This is a genomic window from Leptospira kirschneri serovar Cynopteri str. 3522 CT (genome assembly GCF_000243695.2).
GTDB classification, from domain to species: Bacteria; Spirochaetota; Leptospiria; order Leptospirales; family Leptospiraceae; genus Leptospira; species Leptospira kirschneri.
The window spans coordinates 372,820-391,666 of record NZ_AHMN02000013.1 but is presented as its reverse complement, the minus strand read 5'-3'; the positions used below and the strand labels follow the sequence as shown (position 1 = coordinate 391,666).

15 protein-coding genes are annotated in these 18,847 nt (G+C 35.3%); 6 read left to right on the top strand and 9 right to left on the bottom strand.

Going from position 1 to position 18,847, the window contains the following annotated elements; all coding sequences use genetic code 11:
• Positions 1-222: 222 nt before the first annotated feature.
• The gene (locus LEP1GSC049_RS210025) at positions 223-2,118 is read right to left on the bottom strand and encodes an ABC-F family ATP-binding cassette domain-containing protein (RefSeq protein WP_004757887.1); all 1,896 of its coding nucleotides are present in this window, start codon (positions 2,116-2,118) and stop codon (positions 223-225) included.
• A gap of 116 nt (positions 2,119-2,234) precedes the next feature.
• A complete protein-coding gene (locus tag LEP1GSC049_RS2000000227615) occupies positions 2,235-2,405 on the bottom strand; it encodes a hypothetical protein (protein ID WP_004751592.1) in 171 nt (56 codons plus the stop codon).
• A gap of 530 nt (positions 2,406-2,935) precedes the next feature.
• Here LEP1GSC049_RS2000000227615 and LEP1GSC049_RS210030 point away from each other — a divergent pair.
• Positions 2,936-3,385 (top strand): DoxX family protein, encoded by a 450-nt coding sequence (locus LEP1GSC049_RS210030; protein WP_004751467.1) that lies wholly within the window; start codon positions 2,936-2,938, stop codon positions 3,383-3,385.
• Between the two features lie 920 nt (positions 3,386-4,305).
• Here the strand turns inward: LEP1GSC049_RS210030 and LEP1GSC049_RS210035 are convergent.
• Both LEP1GSC049_RS210035 and LEP1GSC049_RS210040 read right to left on the bottom strand, forming a co-directional pair.
• On the bottom strand, positions 4,306-5,355 hold the full coding sequence (locus tag LEP1GSC049_RS210035; RefSeq protein WP_004762233.1) for a FecR family protein: 1,050 nt from the start codon (positions 5,353-5,355) through the stop codon (positions 4,306-4,308).
• 151 nt (positions 5,356-5,506) lie between these two features.
• Positions 5,507-6,055 (bottom strand): RNA polymerase sigma factor, encoded by a 549-nt coding sequence (locus LEP1GSC049_RS210040; RefSeq protein WP_025175848.1) that lies wholly within the window; start codon positions 6,053-6,055, stop codon positions 5,507-5,509.
• Between the two features lie 102 nt (positions 6,056-6,157).
• On the opposite strand from LEP1GSC049_RS210040, the gene LEP1GSC049_RS210045 reads away from it, so the two are divergent.
• On the top strand, positions 6,158-7,003 hold the full coding sequence (locus tag LEP1GSC049_RS210045; RefSeq protein ID WP_004768111.1) for an LA_0442/LA_0875 N-terminal domain-containing protein: 846 nt from the start codon (positions 6,158-6,160) through the stop codon (positions 7,001-7,003).
• Positions 7,004-7,198: 195 nt separating this feature from the next.
• Here the strand turns inward: LEP1GSC049_RS210045 and LEP1GSC049_RS210050 are convergent, their stop codons facing one another.
• Positions 7,199-9,208 (bottom strand): hypothetical protein, encoded by a 2,010-nt coding sequence (locus LEP1GSC049_RS210050; protein ID WP_004751645.1) that lies wholly within the window; start codon positions 9,206-9,208, stop codon positions 7,199-7,201.
• 389 nt (positions 9,209-9,597) lie between these two features.
• Between LEP1GSC049_RS210050 and gpmI the strand changes: the two genes are divergently transcribed.
• Entirely contained in the window at positions 9,598-11,244 is a 1,647-nt protein-coding gene (gene gpmI / locus LEP1GSC049_RS210055) for a 2,3-bisphosphoglycerate-independent phosphoglycerate mutase (RefSeq protein WP_004768117.1), read from the top strand.
• A 389-nt stretch (positions 11,245-11,633) separates the two neighbouring features.
• The gene (locus tag LEP1GSC049_RS210060; RefSeq protein WP_004751604.1) at positions 11,634-13,331 is read left to right on the top strand and encodes an acyl-CoA dehydrogenase family protein; all 1,698 of its coding nucleotides are present in this window, start codon (positions 11,634-11,636) and stop codon (positions 13,329-13,331) included.
• Positions 13,332-14,046: 715 nt separating this feature from the next.
• Here LEP1GSC049_RS210060 and LEP1GSC049_RS210065 read toward each other — a convergent pair.
• The 4 genes from LEP1GSC049_RS210065 to srpB form a co-directional block, all read right to left on the bottom strand.
• Positions 14,047-14,592: a GyrI-like domain-containing protein gene (locus tag LEP1GSC049_RS210065; RefSeq protein ID WP_004751487.1), complete on the bottom strand. Its 546-nt coding sequence runs from the start codon at positions 14,590-14,592 to the stop codon at positions 14,047-14,049.
• Between the two features lie 7 nt (positions 14,593-14,599).
• Positions 14,600-15,106, bottom strand: coding sequence for a hypothetical protein (locus tag LEP1GSC049_RS210070; RefSeq protein WP_004751638.1), 507 nt, complete (start codon positions 15,104-15,106; stop codon positions 14,600-14,602).
• Positions 15,107-15,108: 2 nt separating this feature from the next.
• A complete protein-coding gene (locus LEP1GSC049_RS210075; protein WP_004751578.1) occupies positions 15,109-15,456 on the bottom strand; it encodes a PadR family transcriptional regulator in 348 nt (115 codons plus the stop codon).
• A gap of 805 nt (positions 15,457-16,261) precedes the next feature.
• Positions 16,262-16,996 carry a sigma factor SigX-regulated lipoprotein SrpB gene (gene srpB / locus LEP1GSC049_RS210080; protein ID WP_016561008.1) on the bottom strand — a complete coding sequence of 245 codons (735 nt, stop codon included), beginning with the start codon at positions 16,994-16,996 and terminating at the stop codon, positions 16,262-16,264.
• 311 nt (positions 16,997-17,307) lie between these two features.
• Between srpB and LEP1GSC049_RS210085 the strand changes: the two genes are divergently transcribed.
• Positions 17,308-18,141: an ankyrin repeat domain-containing protein gene (locus tag LEP1GSC049_RS210085; protein WP_016561062.1), complete on the top strand. Its 834-nt coding sequence runs from the start codon at positions 17,308-17,310 to the stop codon at positions 18,139-18,141.
• 8 nt (positions 18,142-18,149) lie between these two features.
• Complete coding sequence (locus LEP1GSC049_RS210090; RefSeq protein ID WP_004751414.1) at positions 18,150-18,836, top strand: TetR/AcrR family transcriptional regulator; 687 nt, start codon at positions 18,150-18,152, stop codon at positions 18,834-18,836.
• The last annotated feature ends 11 nt before the right edge of the window (positions 18,837-18,847 follow it).

Sequence of the window (18,847 nt, the reverse complement as noted above, 5' to 3'; positions counted from 1 at the left end):
TATATCTTATCGAAAACGGCGAGTCATTTGTTTTCACCAAAAGAAATCAAAGAAAAACAAATTTTTAGACAACTACAATCGTTTCAATGATCTTTTACTACAAAAACACATAAAACGGTGTCAAAAATAAAAGATGGATTCTATAAGATGCAGAAATTTTCGCAAATGTGTCCACTCTGGAATAAAAAGATTTTATTTTATAGAAGTGTACTTTAGTAATTCCTAATTTACTGTTCCGGAAAGTTCTTCCAATTCTAATTGAAGTGATTCCCATTCGGAAGTCAAACGTGTAATTTCATTTTTGGTTTCGTTCAAATTGTCCAATTCTAATTGATAACTACGATTTTTAAAAAAGTTAGGATCGGCTAAAACTTCTTCCAAATTTTTTTTTGATTTTTCTAAAAGTTCGATCCTAGCTTCCAGTTGTTCTAAATCTTTCTGGATTTTTTTAATTCTGTTTTTATCTGAATTTTTCTTAGAACGTGTTTGCCCTGTTTCCTCTTTTTTAGAAATCAAACTTCCGGCTTGTAGTTTAGAAGGTGTGGTCTCTTGCAGATCGTATTTCAAATAATCCGCAAACGTGCAGTTAAAATCCCGGATTTGTCCTTTATCCACGGAAATAGTACGATTACAAAGGCTTCTTAAAAATTCTGGATCGTGAGAAATGATTAAAAGAGAACCCTCATATTCCATCAACGCTCTCAGTAAATTGTCCCGAACCACCAAATCCAAATGATTGGTAGGTTCGTCCAAAAAAATAGCATTAGCAGGAAAACGAACAAGCATAGCAAGACGAAGACGACTTTGTTCTCCGCCCGAAAGAAGACCGGTTTGTTTATAAACGGAATCGTCCGAAAAAGAAAAATAACCTAAAAGACTTCTGGCCTGTTGTTCCGAAAGATCCGGATAAGCAGACATAACCGTTTGAATAAGATTTTTAGAAGGATCCAATTCTTCATGATGATTTTGCGAGAAATAACCGATTTTTGTTTTAGGTCCGTAATAAATTTTACCGGAAGTTAATTTATGAATTTCTAATAAACAACGAAGGAATGTTGACTTTCCGGCACCGTTAGGACCTACGACCGCAATCTTATCACCCGCTGAAATTTCCAAATTGGCCCCACTGAAAATAAATGGAGTTTTATCAGAGTATGAAAAAGCTCCGTCTTCAATTCTTGCAGTAATTTTTCCGGAAGATATAAAATTAAAACGATAATCCGACTTGGAATTCCAAAAAGATTCCTCAGGCGCTTCTACCTTATCTCTTTTTTCGAGTTTTTTGATCGCAGATTGAACTTGTTTCGCTTTAGAAGCCTTTGCGCGAAAACGTTCGATCCATTCCATTCTTTTCTGGAGATACGTTTCTTCCTTTCGAAACTGAGCCCTAAGTTTTTCTTGAAGTTCATTTTTATGTTCGAAATATTCCTCTAAGGTCCCCCGAAATTCTATAACTTCGGAGGAAGAAAGTTCCGCAATCGTATCACAAGTCGAATTTAAAAATTCTGGATCGTGGGTTACGAGTACAAAAGATTGACCGGTAGAATTAAGATAATCCGCCAACCATTCTTTAGAAGTATTGTCCAAATGATTTGTAGGTTCGTCTAACAATAATAAATTACCAGGATTTAAAAGAGTGATTGTTAGACCAAGGCGATGTTGATAACCCGGAGAAAATTCCCGAACTTTCATTTCCATCTGAACATTAGAAAACCCTAATCCACCTAAAACTTTACGAGCTTTAGATTCAAGTTCGTGAACTCCGTATGTAAAAGCATATTCCTCCAAAGCGCTTTGTTCATCCAGAACTGCAGTAAATTCCTTCGAATCGTGAGAAACAAGATCGAACTTACGATTGATTTCTTTCAAACGCTCTGAATATTCTCGGTAATGTTTATGTTTTTCTAATACAGTATCGATGACCGATATTTCAGGATTAAATTCCGGAATTTGTTGAAATACTGAAATTTCAGTGTTTTTGGATTTTGCTACACTTCCTTCGTCCGGAATAAATTTTCCCTCTGCAATCCTAAACAAAGTCGATTTACCGGAACCGTTTGGACCCACAAGACAAACACGGGATCCCGGTTTGATGTGCCAGGAAAATCCGCTAAACAATACGCTAGAGCCGTACTGGTGTTTTATGTCGATGAATTGAAGCAAGGATAGAAATGTTAGGGAAGATAAAAACGAACAGGAATTGGTCCGTCAAAAACAGACGGACCGGAAAGAAATTATTTCTTACCTTTTGCTGCGAGTTCTTCCAATCTTGCATTGAGATGCAAAATGTATTTGCTGGAAGAGCCGTTCATTTTTTCTTTGGAAGTTTGAATTGCAGAGTTAATTTCTGCTACGGTCATTTTATTGATTTTTTTGTTCTTCTTTTCTTGAGTTTCTTCAGACATGAATATTCCGCCAAATAATCTTATGCCAGATTTTTAGACTCAGTAAGATTCGACAACCGATTTTAAAGTCAAATTTCTGCATGAAATTTGCTGCTTTAGGTTTATCACAAAAATTACGATTCGGACGCATAAAAATAATAATTCTGAGTTTGGTTCAAACTTAGAATGTAAGGATTTATTTCAAAAAGCCAACTATTCTGGGTTAGATGCAATTTTTTAAAAACTTCTGCATCTTTGATAGAATCGACTGTTAATTTTTGGTCTCATTTTTATACGTTCGAGCCGCAAAAATTCATTCAATGCAGTAGTTTCTATAAATTATGTCTCCTAGAATAGCTGATAGATTTTTTTAAACAAACTTTTGCTATTAAAGTTCTGAATGAATTTCCACTCTCAAATTTTGAATCAGACTTATAAAACCTACAAAATGTGGGAACTCTCACATCCAACACATTTTTCTTTTGATTTTTTATCCCTTTACCTATTTTTAAAAGTTCATCAACGAAAAGAATACTTTGGAGTTTATCACTATGATTCAGAATTTCTTCTCAACAAAAGAATCGCTTTCTCCTCTTTTGCTTAGACTCGGGCTTTCAATATGTATTTTTCCACACGGAGCTCAAAAACTTTTAGGTTGGTTCGGAGGTCTGGGCTACGAAGCTTCCATGGATTATCTGGTAAATACCGCTCAGTTTCCGGTCATCTTATCTATATTAGCAATCGTATCTGAATTTTTCGGATCAATCGGCATTTTATTAGGTCTTTGCACAAGGCTTTCCGCATTTGGGATTACATGTACTTTAGCAGTTGCAGGATGGACTCATAAAGAAATCGGTTTTTTTATGAACTGGTTCGGTAACCAAAACGGAGAAGGATTCGAATACCACATTCTTTCGGTTTCTATGGGAATTTCACTTTTACTTTTCGGAGGAGGTTCTTGGTCCTTAGATTCTTGGATCTACGACCACTTAGATTCCTAATTGAACCTGAGTTCGATGTAAGAAAATTGGGGCGAATAATAAACTCAGGTGCAACGGGGTTGTCATCGCAGCTAGCAAATTTCATAGCTAACGTGAGCAGGGCGTAAGAAAACCGGGGCGAATCCGGCTTGCCACAGGCAGCCCTCTGGTCAATAAATTGCATACAGGAAACATAATACAACAATCGTCTTTAGATTCAATTTAGAACGCGACCTGTCGAGCGACCGTAGAAGCGAGACGCTGAGTTACTTCGAACGATCCATGGAGAGTGAGACACTGAGTCACTTCGAACGATCCATGGAGAGTCATAACCCTACCCACAAGTATTTGGATCTCAATATTAAATCTGTGGGAATTACGACAAATCCTCTGTAAAACTGAGTTCCCGCCCTTATTTTTGGGTGGGGCAACTCAATGAATTGCTTCCCATGGGTCGCAATTCAGGTGGAGAAATTCGGAAGACTTTTCTCTATCAGAAAAACATGCTTTTTGCAAGTAAAAAGACTCATTCTTGTCGGAACACTTGAATAATGTGCGTTTTTGAGCCTTCTTATTCTAAAATCCTATTCAACTTGTGGGTAAGGTTATGGTAGAGAGCGTTGTGCTTTAGTTTCAAACGCTTTCGTAAAAAAAATAGATGTGGAAACTCTCACAAATCATGGATTTACCAGTTAAACTTTGAAAATTGTGGGAACTACTATGAGATGCAAAAAGAATCATCGTCCATCCGGTTTATGCACAAAATCGCTGTTTTTTACGGCCATCATTAAAATTTAAATCTCATTGAACGTGGGTTCGACTGAGAAATAATTTTCTAAAAGTATGAGTTCCTACAATTTTAGAATTAAAAAATAAAAAGCCGCTGGACCTTATTATCAAGCGGCTTAATTGATAGAAAAATATAGGTATAAAATAAAATCTTAATATTTAATCTTATCCACTGCCTCTTCATCTATAATATACGAACCTTTCAAAGTTTGAACCACTAGTTTTCCTTTTTTCTGAGAAACAACTACACCTCTCAACTCTCTTCCATCTTTCATAATAATACGTTCAATACTCAGATCATAAACTTTGCTTAACTCTTCTTCGGTTTTCGCAGATTTTAAATTTTGAACGTCTAAAAGAAGTTCGCTATCTAGACTTCCAAGATTCTTCCTCATTTCCTTATATTCTGGCAGAGTAGAATTCAATTTAGAAATATCAATCGATTCGATTTCTCCGTCCTTGTTCACGGTTATTAATTTACTTCTTTCTAATATATATATTTTCTTTGTAACATTTAAAGAAGTTACTTCTACCGCTCCTTCTACGACAAAAACCATTGATTCGCTTTCAGACGCATTAACTTCAAAAGAAGTTCCTCTCACAGCAGCAACCGCAGAAGGTGTTTCTACGTAAAAGTTACTCGTTTTTTTCTCTTTTTCTATTATGTTCAATACCCTACCCGAAGTTAGATTGATTTTAATCTGAGATCCGTTGTCCTCTCTCAACTGTTTCAAAATCAATTTACTATTTTCTTTCACTCTTACGACGCTAGAATCGGTTAAACCTATATCCAATGCTCCACCCGCACCGGTAAGAATTATATCGGATTCATTTAAAAGATCACCTCGGTGTAATTTCATCTCTACGTCTCTCATAACGGAGACTTGACCTTTTACAAAAACTACAGCAGCCTTTAAAGTAGTTCCTCGGACAATTTCAGACTCGGGTTTTGTAGTACGAAATGTAATCCAAACTCCGATCGTAAATAATAAAATGGCGGCAGCAGCGAACCACACAGCCTTTGGGAAACGAAGAATTTTGGTATTATCAGTCGGGACATTCATAATTTTGTCCTCTACGATAAAACGAGGTTGTTTTCCGATCCAATTCGGATCAAAAACAGGAAGCTGAGTTGCCGACCCCTTTTCTTTTAGGAATTTCGCATATGCTTCAAATTCGGGAGTATTTGTTTTATCTTTCATATTTATGCTTCCCGTGTTTGCGCCGCTTCCTGTTCGTTAAACAAAACTAAATGAGTCAATTTGAGCTTTTTTTTTTATTTCTAATTTTTTTTATCAAAGTAGTCCGAATTCTTCACTTTTGGAAATATAAGAAGAATCAAAAAATATTTTATTATATATAATTCGCAGGTTGAAAACCTATTTTTTTACCTTCTTGAGCCAAGGCCTTCTCCGCTCTTTCAATCAATCTGGAAACACCGGAAATGCTCATTCCAAGAATTTTAGAAATTTCATCCAGTTTCAAATCCTGTTGGTATCTTAAAAGTAAAGCTTCTTTATATTCCGCAGAAATCGTATCTAAGAGCGAATCTATGATATTTTTTACATCCAATTGATCGATTTTTTCCATCACAGAAAATTCAGGACTTGGAGATTTAGACGTGAAATTACTAGCAGCATCTTCTCCTACCAGAGATACATTCCGTTGATAGTACGATTTAGAATGATTAATAATTAAATTTCTTGCAATTCTAAATAAAATCATCCTGCAAGAAGTAGGATCTGGAATATCTCTATTTTCATAATATTTAAAAAAATTTAGAAAAGAATCGTGTAGTATATCTTGGGCGGAATTTTCATCATAGAACGATTTTCTTATATAATGAAATAAATCGTCTTTATTGTGGTTATAGAGTTTCTCTAACTCGGAAGTATGTGCCACGGTAATCAAGAATCACCAATTTCTACTTGTTTTTTCAAGCAAAAAGATAATTTCTTGCACAAAAGATGAATTCTAAAATTTCATGGCTGGAATCATAATTCTATGTCTCGAACGTATAAACTTATAACCTCTTCGGGAATTTTCGTTTTAATGATTCTATTCTATTTACCTCTAACAGCAAGTTCAATCGTTCTTAAAAACGGAAAAACTCTTCAAGGTAAAATTATCAATCAATCTAGAACCGAAGTTCAGATAGAAGTGAACGGCAAATTACAAACCATTCCTAAAGCCGAAATTTCCGAAATCAATTTGAAAGATCCTAAAAAAGAAGAATTCAAAAAAAAAGAAGTTATTACTACCAAACCACCCGTTCATCATACAGATCCGATTACAACTCAACTTTCCTGGCAAGACACTCGATGGGCAATCACGGGAAGATCCGCAATTCTTCCCGGTTGGGGTCAATGGAAAGTAGGACAAAAAAGATGGGCAATCATCAGTTTTTTACTTTTTGCAGGCGCTGCTTTATACGCTAATAATTGTAAGGAAAAAGCTATAACAGAAGAAAACGATTATAGATTTAATTCAACCGCAATCACAATTGCTGCATTTGCAGATCCGAATTTAAACCCGATCAGTTCCGACGAAACGGTTCGCACAACCGCATTGATCACTAGAATTTTAACCACGGCGACTGCAACCAATCCTTATTTCAACAGTTATGATCATGCTACCTCTCAATACAATCAAGCCCAATGGCTGTTAGGCGCTATTTACGGATTACAGTTGATACATACCTTTTTATTAGCTAAAGATTATCAAAAGTTACAGACCTTACTTTCAGATCCAAATCCGGAAGGATGGAAATTTTCAACCCTTGTGGTTAGAAATCAGATGAATGGATCTACAGAAATCACACCTAATCTCGTTTATACGATTCGATTTTAAAACTTTCCTAAAAACCCAAGTTGTTGCGAAAGTTTTCTATTCGCCAAGATTTTCTTACACCGAACTCACGTTAGGTTAGAAAATTCTTTCTTATTTCTTACGCTATTTATAAAGAATTTTTAATATGGGTTACTGTCTTCGCACTTCGAGTTTTTAGCGTCGACTTTGAAGTAGTTTCCACAATATAACAAACTTCTAAGTTGAAATCTTTTCTTTACCTTTGATTTTTACGATTTCCTTTCGAAAATTTTCATAAGGATCTTCATTTGAATTATTTTTACCTTCTTTAGAAGTATGAGTTTGTTCCGGCTTAGACGCAAACCAAGAATCCAAATACTTTAAGGTTTTTGCAATTTTCTCTCCCTGAAAATCCTCTTCTTTGTTTCTAAATTTAAAATCTAAACTTTTCTTTTTTTCGGTCAAAACCTTATGAATCTCTTTTGCTCTAAAACGAAAAGATTCGTCGTTTGGATACATCAGGATCGAATCCATCTTATCTCCTGAAGAATCTTGTATGAGTACAAATTTCTCACGATCTACAATTTGATGAATCAACTCGGGTGAAAATCCCGGAACCTCATAAAGAATTTCCTTTAATACGGGTGGAATATTTCTTTCAAAATAATATTGATTCAAAGCTTCCGAAAGTTTGGACTTTTGTTCCAAAGATTTGATTTTTTCATCATCTTTTAATTTTTCCTGAATTTTGCTTTGTTCCAACTTAAAAGCGGCATCCCTATTTTTGGATTTGAAATAGGATTGTTCAGAACGAATTTTTTCCTTAGCTCCTTGAAAAAATAAATCCTGCAGTAGTTTTGCAACTCCGACAAAATCCAAAATCGAAAAGTACCAAGGAAAGTATCTAACGTAACCCTTACGAAGAACCTTTCCGTAATTTTTTACAAACTCTTCGTCTTTAAAGACGGAATGAATAGAATCTTCGTTCAATTCAATTAAATTACGAATACCTAATATTTTCCAAGCCTCTACATTAGCTGCAGTTGAAAGTGATTTGATCATGGACCGAACAGTTTCCGTATCCATTCTCATAAAAGTATGTATTGTAATTCCTTTGGTCTCCCAAGGAGAATACGCGATATGTCTATCTTCCGTTAAAAGCCTTTTTAACTCGGTCGGATACGTTCTAAATTCCTCATCAGAAATAAATAATATAAGTTTATCCCAACGGCCTACCTGTTTGGAAAGATGATCCGTCATTTCATGAAAACGATTTCGAAGTTGTTCCTGATAAGAAGACTTGAGTGTATTTTCAATCTCATCACTTAAATTGAGTATGAGTTCCACTCCCATCAATTTGTGTTTCGATTTTATTTCGGAATCTGTCTCTAACGCTTTTTCGATCGCTCTCGCTCTTTTTTTACCAAATAGAGTAGTCGGAATTGCAGACGGATCGTTTGCGTGCATTCTTTCTTCTTGAGAAATTGCAACAAACGCGTCGGATAAGGCCCATTTATATTTAGGAAATACTTTTTTAAAGTGAAATTCATCCACAAGCTCGAATAACGTTTGAAGTTCTTTTATTTTTACGACTAAATATCCAACTTCCGGTATTTCCCGAATTCTTCCTTTTTTAACCAGCCCATCCGTGATTTCGAGCAACATATCTTTTACATATTCCGGATTTAAGGGAATGCTAATATTCGGAGCTTGAAAATAACTTTCAGGATTAAAAAAGAGTTTTAATTTTTGTACATTCTCTCCTTTAAAATCCGACTCTAAATCCTCCCATAACATTTCTTTTCCAAGCGGAGGTCTACTTTCTAAATAAGATAGTATCGAATTAACGGAAAGATCCACCAATAAAAGATAAATTCGAGTAAGATCTCCTAATTCTGCATCCGAATAAGCTACATAACAAGGTTTCAGTTTCAATTCGGATGTGGCAGGATCTACATAGAAGTAAGCAAATTGAAGAACAACACCGTCTTCTAATAATCTTTTGATATGAAACGCCACTTCCGCAGTTGTAAGTTCAGGAGCTTCTGGAACCTTAGATTCCACTTGGAATAAATTTTGAGATCGAACGTGTTTATGACTCGTTTGTGTAACGATCGCTTTATAAACAGAATGAGTCAGTCGATCATTCAGATAATAACTGACTACTTCATTAATCTTTTTAACTTTTAAAAAGCTTTGCGCTTGGTTTGCGCCACCGAACGCTGGATTTAAAACCGGCTTACTCATCCATTTGCACCGTCAACAACATTGAAATCATTATTAAATTCTCGTAAGACTTAAGTCTCCGAAAAAACCTTATCACTAGTTCCGAGATCAAACTTTCTTTTTAAATTTCTCAAAGTCGTACATCAACTTAGGAAATTGTTATTGTTTATCTCCAATTCAGATCTGTCAAACGATTCATACAACGAATCTAAGAAAACACTCGTTGTATTTTTTTATTATAACAAACTTATACACTTTGTTATTTTTAACATTAAACGTAATATCACAAACTTCTAGTACAGCTTCTTATCTTTTCATTTGATTTAAGAAAGGAAAGCAAATTTCCAAGTTTTTTTAATATTTGAATCTCTTGACTTCCGCTATAGACAACTGTTTCCATGATTCCTAATATGAAGCTTTCAAAGAAATACACCTTTCGGTCTAGAAAAGTTTTACTCATTATCTTAGACGGAGTCGGTTATTCTCCCAAAGGTCCGGAATTTGGTAATGCAATTGCAGGCGCAAAACTTCCTTTTTTAAATCGAGTTTGGAATCAGTTCCCAACGCTTCATCTTCAAGCTCACGGAAAAGCGGTAGGAATGCCGTCAGATGACGACATGGGAAATTCAGAAGTTGGGCACAATGTTCTTGGTTCAGGACGTATTTTCGATCAAGGCGCCAAATTAGTTTCTAATTCGATTGCATCCGGTGATATTTTTAACGGTCAAGCCTGGAAAGAAGTGATCGGGAATTCTAAAAAGAACAATTCCACCTTACATCTGTTAGGTCTTTTTTCGGACGGGAACGTTCATTCTCACATTGATCACACAAAAGCTTTAATTTTACGGGCGATTTTAGAGAAAGTTCCTAAGATCAGACTTCATATTCTTTTAGATGGTAGGGACGTTCCCGAAAAATCTGCATTAGATTATTTGAATCCTTTTGAAACTTGGTTAGACTCTCTTAGAAAAGACGGCACGGACATCCGAATCGCTTCAGGCGGTGGAAGAATGACGATCACGATGGATCGTTACGAAGCGGATTGGTCCATGGTGGAAAGAGGTTGGAAGGTTCACGTCAAAGGAGAAGGTAGATATTTTTCCTCCGCAAAAGAAGCGATTGAAACCTTTCGTTCAGAAGATCCAAAAATAATCGATCAATATCTTCCCTCATTTGTAATTTCTGATAATGGAAAACCGGTCGGTAAAATTCAGGATGGGGACTCGGTCGTTTTTACAAACTTCAGAGGCGATAGGGCGATCGAAATTTCTCTGGCGTTTACTGAAAAAAATTTTGATAAATTTGACCGTGGGCCTCTTCCTAATGTTCTATATGCGGGAATCATGCAATACGACGGGGATCTCAAACTTCCGGAACGTTTTTTAGTGGCTCCTCCGGCCATCGATCGAACGTTAGGCGAATATATGGCAAACTCGAACATACCTCAATACGCGTTATCCGAAACGCAAAAGTACGGTCATGTTACTTATTTTTGGAACGGCAATAAAAGTGGCTACTTCGATCAAAACTCAGAGGAATACCGCGAAATTCTTTCGGACGTGATTCCATTTGATCAAAGTCCTGAAATGAAAGCCCTTCTAATCACCGAAGCGTTGGAGAAAGCGCTGAATGAAAATAAACAAGATTTTTATCGAGTGAACTACGCTAACGGTGATATGGTAGGTCATACCGGAAATTATCCGGCTACCGTTCAAGCGATGGAGTTTTTGGACGGTTGTGTGGAACGTCTCTGGAAAATATGCGAAAAACAGAATATTGTTTTATTGATTACTGCAGATCACGGCAACGCCGACGAAATGTTTCAATTAGATAAAAAAGGAAATGTTGAAAGGGATTCCCATGGAAATCCGATTCCTAAAACGAGTCATACTCTCAATCCGGTTCCGATTTCCGTTTTAGATCCTGAAAATAAAATTCGATTCAGGTCCAATCTTTCCAACCCAGGTCTTGCAAACGTAGCGGCCACAATCTTAGACGTGATGGGATACGAAACCCCGGAAGGATATTCTTCTTCTTTGATTGAAAACGAACCTTAAAGATAACGCGATTCATAGAGAGCGTTGTGCTTTAGTTCATTCATCGATCTCTTTCGTATTCATTCACGTTACATATAAAACGTAAAACGGCTCGGTTTTTTGAAATTTAAGAACGTATGTTCACGTTTATTCTTCTTTTTTCGCTCGCCCTCAAAGCAAGCGAAGTTATACTTTCCAAAAAATCTTTTTTTAAATACAAGGTCTTAAAGAATAAAGTAGTTCTTATCGATTATTTTGTTTTTCAAATAAAGTTTACGGGATTATATTAGAGTTTCTTGATAATATAACCTTAAGAGTTTATAATTTTATTGTTTGAGTTTCCGCGCTTTTAGATTTTGAAACAGACTTTAAAAATAAAACGATTCACCTGAATCAATTAGGAAAGAACGATGCAGTATCCATCCAATCAATCAACAAATCCTGGACTTGCTCCTTTTGATATTTCGAACTATAAAGGCAATCGAGGAAAAAACTTTTACGAAGAAGACAGAGTTTTACAGACACTTGTAGAAAAATATTCCAAAGGTTACGATTCTACACACAAGAAGGCCATGATCGAACATCTTTTCGGTTATGGCGCCTTGGTTGGTGGAATTCTAGATGAACTTACGGAAGCTTCTCACAAAGAAGGAAAATACGGCGAAATCGTTAAATACGATCGAACCGGAAATCGAATCGACGCGGTTGTATATTCTAACGAACAAAAACTTTCTAGAAAAATTTCGTACGACTATGGAATCGTAAATCTAAATTATCATTCATCTTGGAAACATCCTTTTACGGATTTACATCGTTACGCTCTTGCTTATCTCGCGAATCAAAATGGAGAAGGTGGAGTCACTTGTCCGCTTGCGATGACCGAAGGTATGATTAAAGTTTTGGAAGCTCTTGGAACTTCAGAACAAAAAGAAAAATATCTTCCTCTTGTTGCAGGTGAAGGAAGCCAATCCCATTTTATGGCAGGACAATATGTAACCGAAAGAGTCGGGGGTTCCAACGTAAGCGCCAACAGAACGATCGCAAGAAAACAAGATAACGGTAAATGGATTCTCACAGGAGAAAAATGGTTCTGTTCTAATCCGGGAGATCTTTGGGTAACGACCGCAAGAGTAGAAGATACAAACACTATCGGAATGTTTTTAGTTCCTAGGATTAAAGACGACGGTACGTTAAACGGACATCATATTTTACGTAAAAAAGATATTATCGGTTCCAGAGGTAAACTCACCGTAGAAATCGTTTATGACGGAGTCGAAGCGGAAGCGCTCGGAAGACCCGCGCACGGAATCGCCAACTTGATCAAATACGTGATCGGGATTTCAAGACTACACGTATCCATTGCGGCTTCCGGAATTTCTAGAAGAGGATGGATGGAAGCCTACGAATACGCCAAATTTAGGACTGCTTATGGCAGTAAAATATTAGAATTTTCTTCTTTACTAAAACAACTCAGCGACCAAAGGCTCAAACACACCGCAATGTTGACTTCTATTTTCAGACATTTTCATACCCCTGAAACTTTAAAACTCGCGGGAGAAGTGCTTGCCCCACTTTTAAAATATAAATGTTCCGCTATTTCCACAGAGATCACCTACAATTCCATTTTAGTGTTAGGCGGAAATGGTATCGTAGGCGATTTTTCCGCTCTTCCTAGATTACATAACGATTCCATAATAAATGAAACCTGGGAAGGAACCCATTTATTGTTAAGCGAACACGTACTCCGCGGATTTAAAAGAGAAAAAGTTGCAAAAGCATTTTTTAAATACGTAGAAGAAATCACAGATTCAAGCTCGAAAGCAGCGGAAACGATCCGTAAAAAATCGGAACTTTTACAAAATCTACTGGATCATTCAAGTTCTCAGGAATTAGATCTAAATCGGATTTATATAGCTGACCTAGCGTTTGAGACATTCGCACTCGCTGCACTTTCGGACGTTTCTGGAAAAAATTCTCCCGATTCTCAAAAAGATCTGTCAGTGTTCCGAGACGGTTATTTAGATTTAGTAAATTCTTCTCAGACTTTTTTTAAAAAGGAAAGTTTTTCGGGAAATACGGAAAATCTAAAATCCGTTATTCATTTCTAATAAGAATTTTAGATTTTACTTATGTAACTTACACGAATTAAAAAAGAATCTAGGGCTCGTTCAGAGGACAGATTATAATGTTTGATGTACGAGTTCAGAAATTAAAAACTTAAGCGCTGATAAAACAAACATTGTTGTAAAGAAAACGATTGCTTGTTTTTTCACAATTTTACTGTAAAATCTAGATTTGCAGTAGTTCCCACAGATTAAGTCACATTACAGATTTTTAAATATTTATTTTTCGTAATCGAAATTTGTAAGAGTTCCTACACTTTCGAAATTTGCCGGTAAAATCTAAATTTGCAGTAGTTCCCACATTTAGCTTTTACGAGTCCTTATCCAATGTTATCTATTTCACAATGAATTGATTTTTTGAAGTAATCCACAACTTTTAGTTCGAGCAATATAAAGACAATTATCATGCTGCGATCTATAGAACAACTTGTAGGGAGTAAGAAATTGAGTTTGGTTGAATCCGGCTTGCCACAGGCAGCCGGACCAGATTCTCAACTCTAATCAATAAATTATATACAGAAAACATGATACAATCATCGTCTTTAGTTTGAGAGAGCCTTCTACTGAGTTCCTCTCAGCATCACTCCTATTGTGTTATACAAAACTCACGTTATCTATCTTAAAAATTTAATATTATCACTTTTGAATATATATTCAAAATATTTTAATTTACTCTTAAGATGGAATTTAGTAAACTTCTCTAATCTAAAGGCAAAAGATATGTAGTCTTGTGTTCTGTAAGGGGCTCATAAATTTCAATGGATGCTCTTCCTTTGAGATCACAGCCTCTTTCCTCACAAGCTCTAAAAAGTTTCGGATAGACCTTGTAGATTCCAAGAAAAATAGAAAGAAAGTTTCTCAATGGAAACTCTGCAGTAAGATATTTTTTAGAAGGAATGGTTCTTGGTTTCAACTCTAAAGAAAGTCCGACTGGAATTTTTTCTAATGGTTCCGAAAAAAGAGCCCCTACTTCACATCGTAGCTTTTCTTTAGGAACCTCGTTCGGATTGTCCAAATATATGGAGAACAATTTAAAATTTCGAATTCCTCTTTCAGGTAGTTCTTTTTGAAGTGCTTCGAACGTAAGTCCAACATTTCTATAATCTCCGATCCTTTCATGCGAAAGAACGTAAAACGGTCCTTTGACTTCCTCTTGAACCAGAACTCGATCAAAGGCGCCCATATAAAATAGGAACGCTACAAGTAAAACTACTAAAACTAAAATACTCAGTGCAAAAATTTTCATAAACTCCTCAAAGAACTAAAATTAGAAAAAAAGGAACTACTAAACTCATATTTATATAAAACAGATAAGAATATCTTTTAAAAACAGATCTTTTCTTTTTGAAAAGAAATAAGTCCTGAACAAGTAAAATCACAGCAAGAAATAATAAAAAAGGAAAAATGGATTCGGCAGAAACGTTTCTTTCATAAGGAAAATTATGAAAAAACTTCAACCAACCCGGTCCACCTATAAACAAACTTGCAAACATCAGAATTAAAAATAAATTCCATGGAATTAAGATCATAAGACCAAAGACAGAACGATGATCATATTCCCATAAAAGTCGAAACGATCTCATTTCGCTCGAAATTCTTTCTCGAAAACCAGATATTAGAATATCAAATAAATAAAATATTCGAAATGATCCGTCCCGATATGAATCTTCCAGATGAATCTGAATCGCATTTTTCATTTTTTTTGAAAAAGAAACAGGATATACAATTTGAATTAGGACCTTAAAACATCGAAAAATCATTTTCAATTTCCCAACAGTTTTAACTTCTTCGCTCTTTTTAAAGTTGTTTCCATTTTTTTAAGCTCATAAACAAGTATCTCTTTACCATTAGAAGTAATTTCGTAATAGAGCCTTCTAGGATCGTCATTTTCCATTACTTTCTTTTTGGAATATCGAACCCAGCCAAAACCCCGAATCAATTCTAAAGTTCTATACAAAGTTCCCGGTCCAAGATGAAAGTTTCCTCCCGAGGAAATTTCCACTGATTTTCCAATTCCATATCCATGTTGCGGTCCTTCCGCCAAAGAAAGAAGAATATGAAACATCGCCGGAGTGATTCCTTTCGTTTCGATTGATTCTTCTTTAATCACCATATATCCATTGTAGATATATCTATTTCGGACTCAATCATTTTTTAAACAAATGACTCAAACGTTCTTAGAAAAGGTATTTGATATACTGATTTCTCTCGTCTTAGCGTTTTTACGTTTATGGCCAATTTAGAGAAAACAATTCACAAATTTCAAACCACATCATTTTTATGGATTTGGCTCTAGATTAGAGTTACAGAATTTTGGACTTTATCGAACCTATTCTAAAAATATCCATCATAAAGAGCTGTTTGAATGCAAGATATTAGAGTTGTTGAAAAATTAATTCTTGATCTGTTTGTATTGGATTGAATGGACAATTGAAGCAATTTTACGAATTTTCACTATGGAATTTTTCAACAACTCTATTGAGTATTCTGTTATATAGTTCTGAATATTACAAAAAGCTAAGTAAAAATGCGATCCTCTCCTTTCATAAACAAGTCATTGTAAGAATTTTATATATTAGAGTTGTTAAAAAATGAATTCTTCATCTGTTTCCGTTGTGTTGAAATGGACAATTGAAACAGTTTGCAAATCTCCACTATAGAATTTTTCAAAAACTCTATTCGTAAGAAAACCTCTATAAAATAGATTTTCAATTTTTATGATGGAATTATACAAAAACTTCGTTAAAAAACGCATTCAAAAAGTATAAATTTATCAAGTTAACTTAATTTTTGTGGAAACTACTACATTGGATTAAAAAATTCAAGATCAAGTTTTTAAGGCAGGCCTAGGGTAATTTTTGAAAGAAAAATTTTGATTAAAAAACCGCCGAGACTTTTACTCGGCAGTAATAGAATTAGTGAAGTTTAGTTGTACTTTTATACTTGATCACTTGATTGATTTCTTCTTCTCCACTCTTTCCGGTGACTTCTAAAGTTTCATCCACGGTCATCGTTGCTTTATCTACATCATCCATGTGTTTAAAGGCATATTTTCCATTACTTGTTTTAGCAGTAATATCTGTCTTAGGATACGCATGCCCGTTTACGGTATAAGAATCAAAATTGTTTATAGAAGTAGAATTCATAGTATATCTGAGTTCAGGCTTTGCATCTTGAGGAGCAAAACCGACATCAAATACTAGATCTGCTCTTCCTTCCATCGTAGCCTCACCGTTCAAAGCCATAATTCTATTGGCTCCAGTGCCGGATGTGTCACGACCCATGATTCTACAATCTATATACTTTACTTTAAGAGAATATTGAAAACTCGCCCCAGTTTGAGAATCACTTTCGTTCCATTCACCAGTGTGCAGCATCTTTCCACCTGATGGACATACAGTAGAAACTTCTTCGGTAGTACTGGTTGTTTGAAAAGGAGATACGATACCTTTAGAATAAGCTCCGGCTCCACTTGAACCACCCATAGAGCGCATAAGATCCATAGGAGCTAATAGTCCCGCAATTCCTGGATCTTGAATGGCTAAGGCCTGAAGTAGAAGTAAATTGTTATCTTGTTTATCTTCTGTCTTATGACAGTTAGAAAAGAGTAAAATTAAAAATACCAACATCACTATTTTTTTCTGAATCATGATTGGATCCTCCAATTGTTTCATCTATGCCAACGGTTTTCGTTTTTTTTGTGCCAAAAAAATTTAGGAGGAAATTGCATTTTGAAAAAAATAGAAAAACGAATTTCAAGAATCTCTATAGCCTGAATAAAATTATCATTACTTAAAAGTATAAATTCACGAATTTATCGTAAACCCGTTTGAATACAAAATATTGGTATTCTAATGTCTCAATAATTTCATTAAATATTTTTGAACGTGTTCAAAAAATTGTTTTGACAAAAAGAAACATTTCTCCATAATTTGAACATGTTCAATTTCTGGAGAACGCCATGAAACAAATCATTTTTGGAATGATATTATTCGGAGTTACGTCTTCAACCTTTGCAGATTCTATGTCCGATTTTTTGAAAGCAGTACGTAATGGAGATCTGTCACAGACTCAGAAAATTCTTGCATCCAAACCGGAATTACTAAATCAAAAGGATAGCAGAGGAAGAAGTGTCGTTTTTTTCGCAATCGAAAGCAATGACACAAAAATGCTTCAATATATCTTAGACAAGGTAAACGACGAATCTTCATCAATAATATCAGATAACGATTACGCAGGGGATTTTCCAATCCACTACGCCGCTCAATTCCCCGATAGTAAAATTATAGAATTATACTATTCTAAATATCCATATTCACAGAGTCTGAATCGTCATGGCGAAAACGCGTTAGACGTGGCCGCTCATTATGAAAATACAGCCGTAGTTTCTTTTTTGAACGCTCAAGGTCTCAAACATTCTAAACCTGGTTCCGGTCCTTATACGATCGGCCTTTATTTCGGATATTTAATCATCAGCATTCTAATGACAATCTGGGTCGCAAGAACTCTCTTTCATAACGGTAGAATTTTTCTTGTAAAAATGTTTAACGGAGAAGAAAAATTAGCGGATTCGATCAATCACCTTTTGATCGTAGGATTTTATCTGATCAACATAGGTTATATTAGTCTTTCTTTGAGCACCGAACAAAAACCTCTGGATTTGGCGGAATGTATTGAAGTCCTGACTAAAAAAGTTGGAATCGTCCTTTTAATCCTGGGAGCGATGCATTTTTTCAATCTATTTTTGTTTGCAAAATTCAGAAAGAAAATCTCAAATACTTTCGGAGAATCTTAAATCCCGACATGATTCGGAAAAAAAACGCAAAACAAAAAGAGACCGGTAAATCACAACAAACCCGGTCTCTTCTTTTTAAAACTGCAATTTTATCTTTTCAAAAAGAAGGTTATGACGAAACTACGATGCGCACCATCGCCAAAAAAGCTGGCTTGGCAGTAGGAGCGTCTTATTATCATTTTAAAACAAAAGAAGAAATCGTTCTAGAATTCTATAGAACTACTCAAGAAGAAGCGAATATTCAAAGTATTGAATTTTGTAAATCTAACTCTGACCTTAAAGACAGAATTAAAAATATAATTCGATTTAAACTTGGACAATTTATTGGTTACGAAAAATTTTTACACGTTCTTTCTAGAAGCGGCGGAGATCCCAAACACCCTCTTTCTCCGTTTAGCGAGGAAACAAAACAAATTCGAGAAGACGCAATTTCCATTTTTAGGAACGCGATTTCGGGCTCAAAAAATCCTTTTCCTTCCGATCTAAAAGAAGATCTTCCTTTATTATTTTGGCTTTTTCAACTCGGGATCATATACGTTTGGCTTTTTGACGATTCTACTCATAAAAGAAAAACTGAATTTTTAATCGACAAAGGGTTAGATCTAATATTCCAACTTTTGAAACTATCTTCACTTCCAATTTTTAGATCCGTTCGTAAATCGGTTTTATCATTAATAGACCTCTTTAAAAAATGATTTCAAAATAA

Excerpts from the sequence above, each read along its gene's own strand:
- gpmI (WP_004768117.1), top strand. The coding sequence starts at position 9,598 with ATGAAGCTTTCAAAGAAATACACCTTTCGGTCTAGAAAAGTTTTACTC.
- LEP1GSC049_RS210045 (WP_004768111.1), top strand. The coding sequence starts at position 6,158 with ATGTCTCGAACGTATAAACTTATAACCTCTTCGGGAATTTTCGTTTTA.
- srpB (WP_016561008.1), bottom strand. The coding sequence starts at position 16,996 with ATGATTCAGAAAAAAATAGTGATGTTGGTATTTTTAATTTTACTCTTT.
- LEP1GSC049_RS2000000227615 (WP_004751592.1), bottom strand. The coding sequence starts at position 2,405 with ATGTCTGAAGAAACTCAAGAAAAGAAGAACAAAAAAATCAATAAAATG.
- LEP1GSC049_RS210070 (WP_004751638.1), bottom strand. The coding sequence starts at position 15,106 with ATGATTTTTCGATGTTTTAAGGTCCTAATTCAAATTGTATATCCTGTT.
- LEP1GSC049_RS210030 (WP_004751467.1), top strand. The coding sequence starts at position 2,936 with ATGATTCAGAATTTCTTCTCAACAAAAGAATCGCTTTCTCCTCTTTTG.
- LEP1GSC049_RS210090 (WP_004751414.1), top strand. The coding sequence starts at position 18,150 with ATGATTCGGAAAAAAAACGCAAAACAAAAAGAGACCGGTAAATCACAA.
- LEP1GSC049_RS210085 (WP_016561062.1), top strand. The coding sequence starts at position 17,308 with ATGAAACAAATCATTTTTGGAATGATATTATTCGGAGTTACGTCTTCA.
- LEP1GSC049_RS210065 (WP_004751487.1), bottom strand. The coding sequence starts at position 14,592 with ATGAAAATTTTTGCACTGAGTATTTTAGTTTTAGTAGTTTTACTTGTA.
- LEP1GSC049_RS210060 (WP_004751604.1), top strand. The coding sequence starts at position 11,634 with ATGCAGTATCCATCCAATCAATCAACAAATCCTGGACTTGCTCCTTTT.
- LEP1GSC049_RS210050 (WP_004751645.1), bottom strand. The coding sequence starts at position 9,208 with ATGAGTAAGCCGGTTTTAAATCCAGCGTTCGGTGGCGCAAACCAAGCG.
- LEP1GSC049_RS210035 (WP_004762233.1), bottom strand. The coding sequence starts at position 5,355 with ATGAAAGATAAAACAAATACTCCCGAATTTGAAGCATATGCGAAATTC.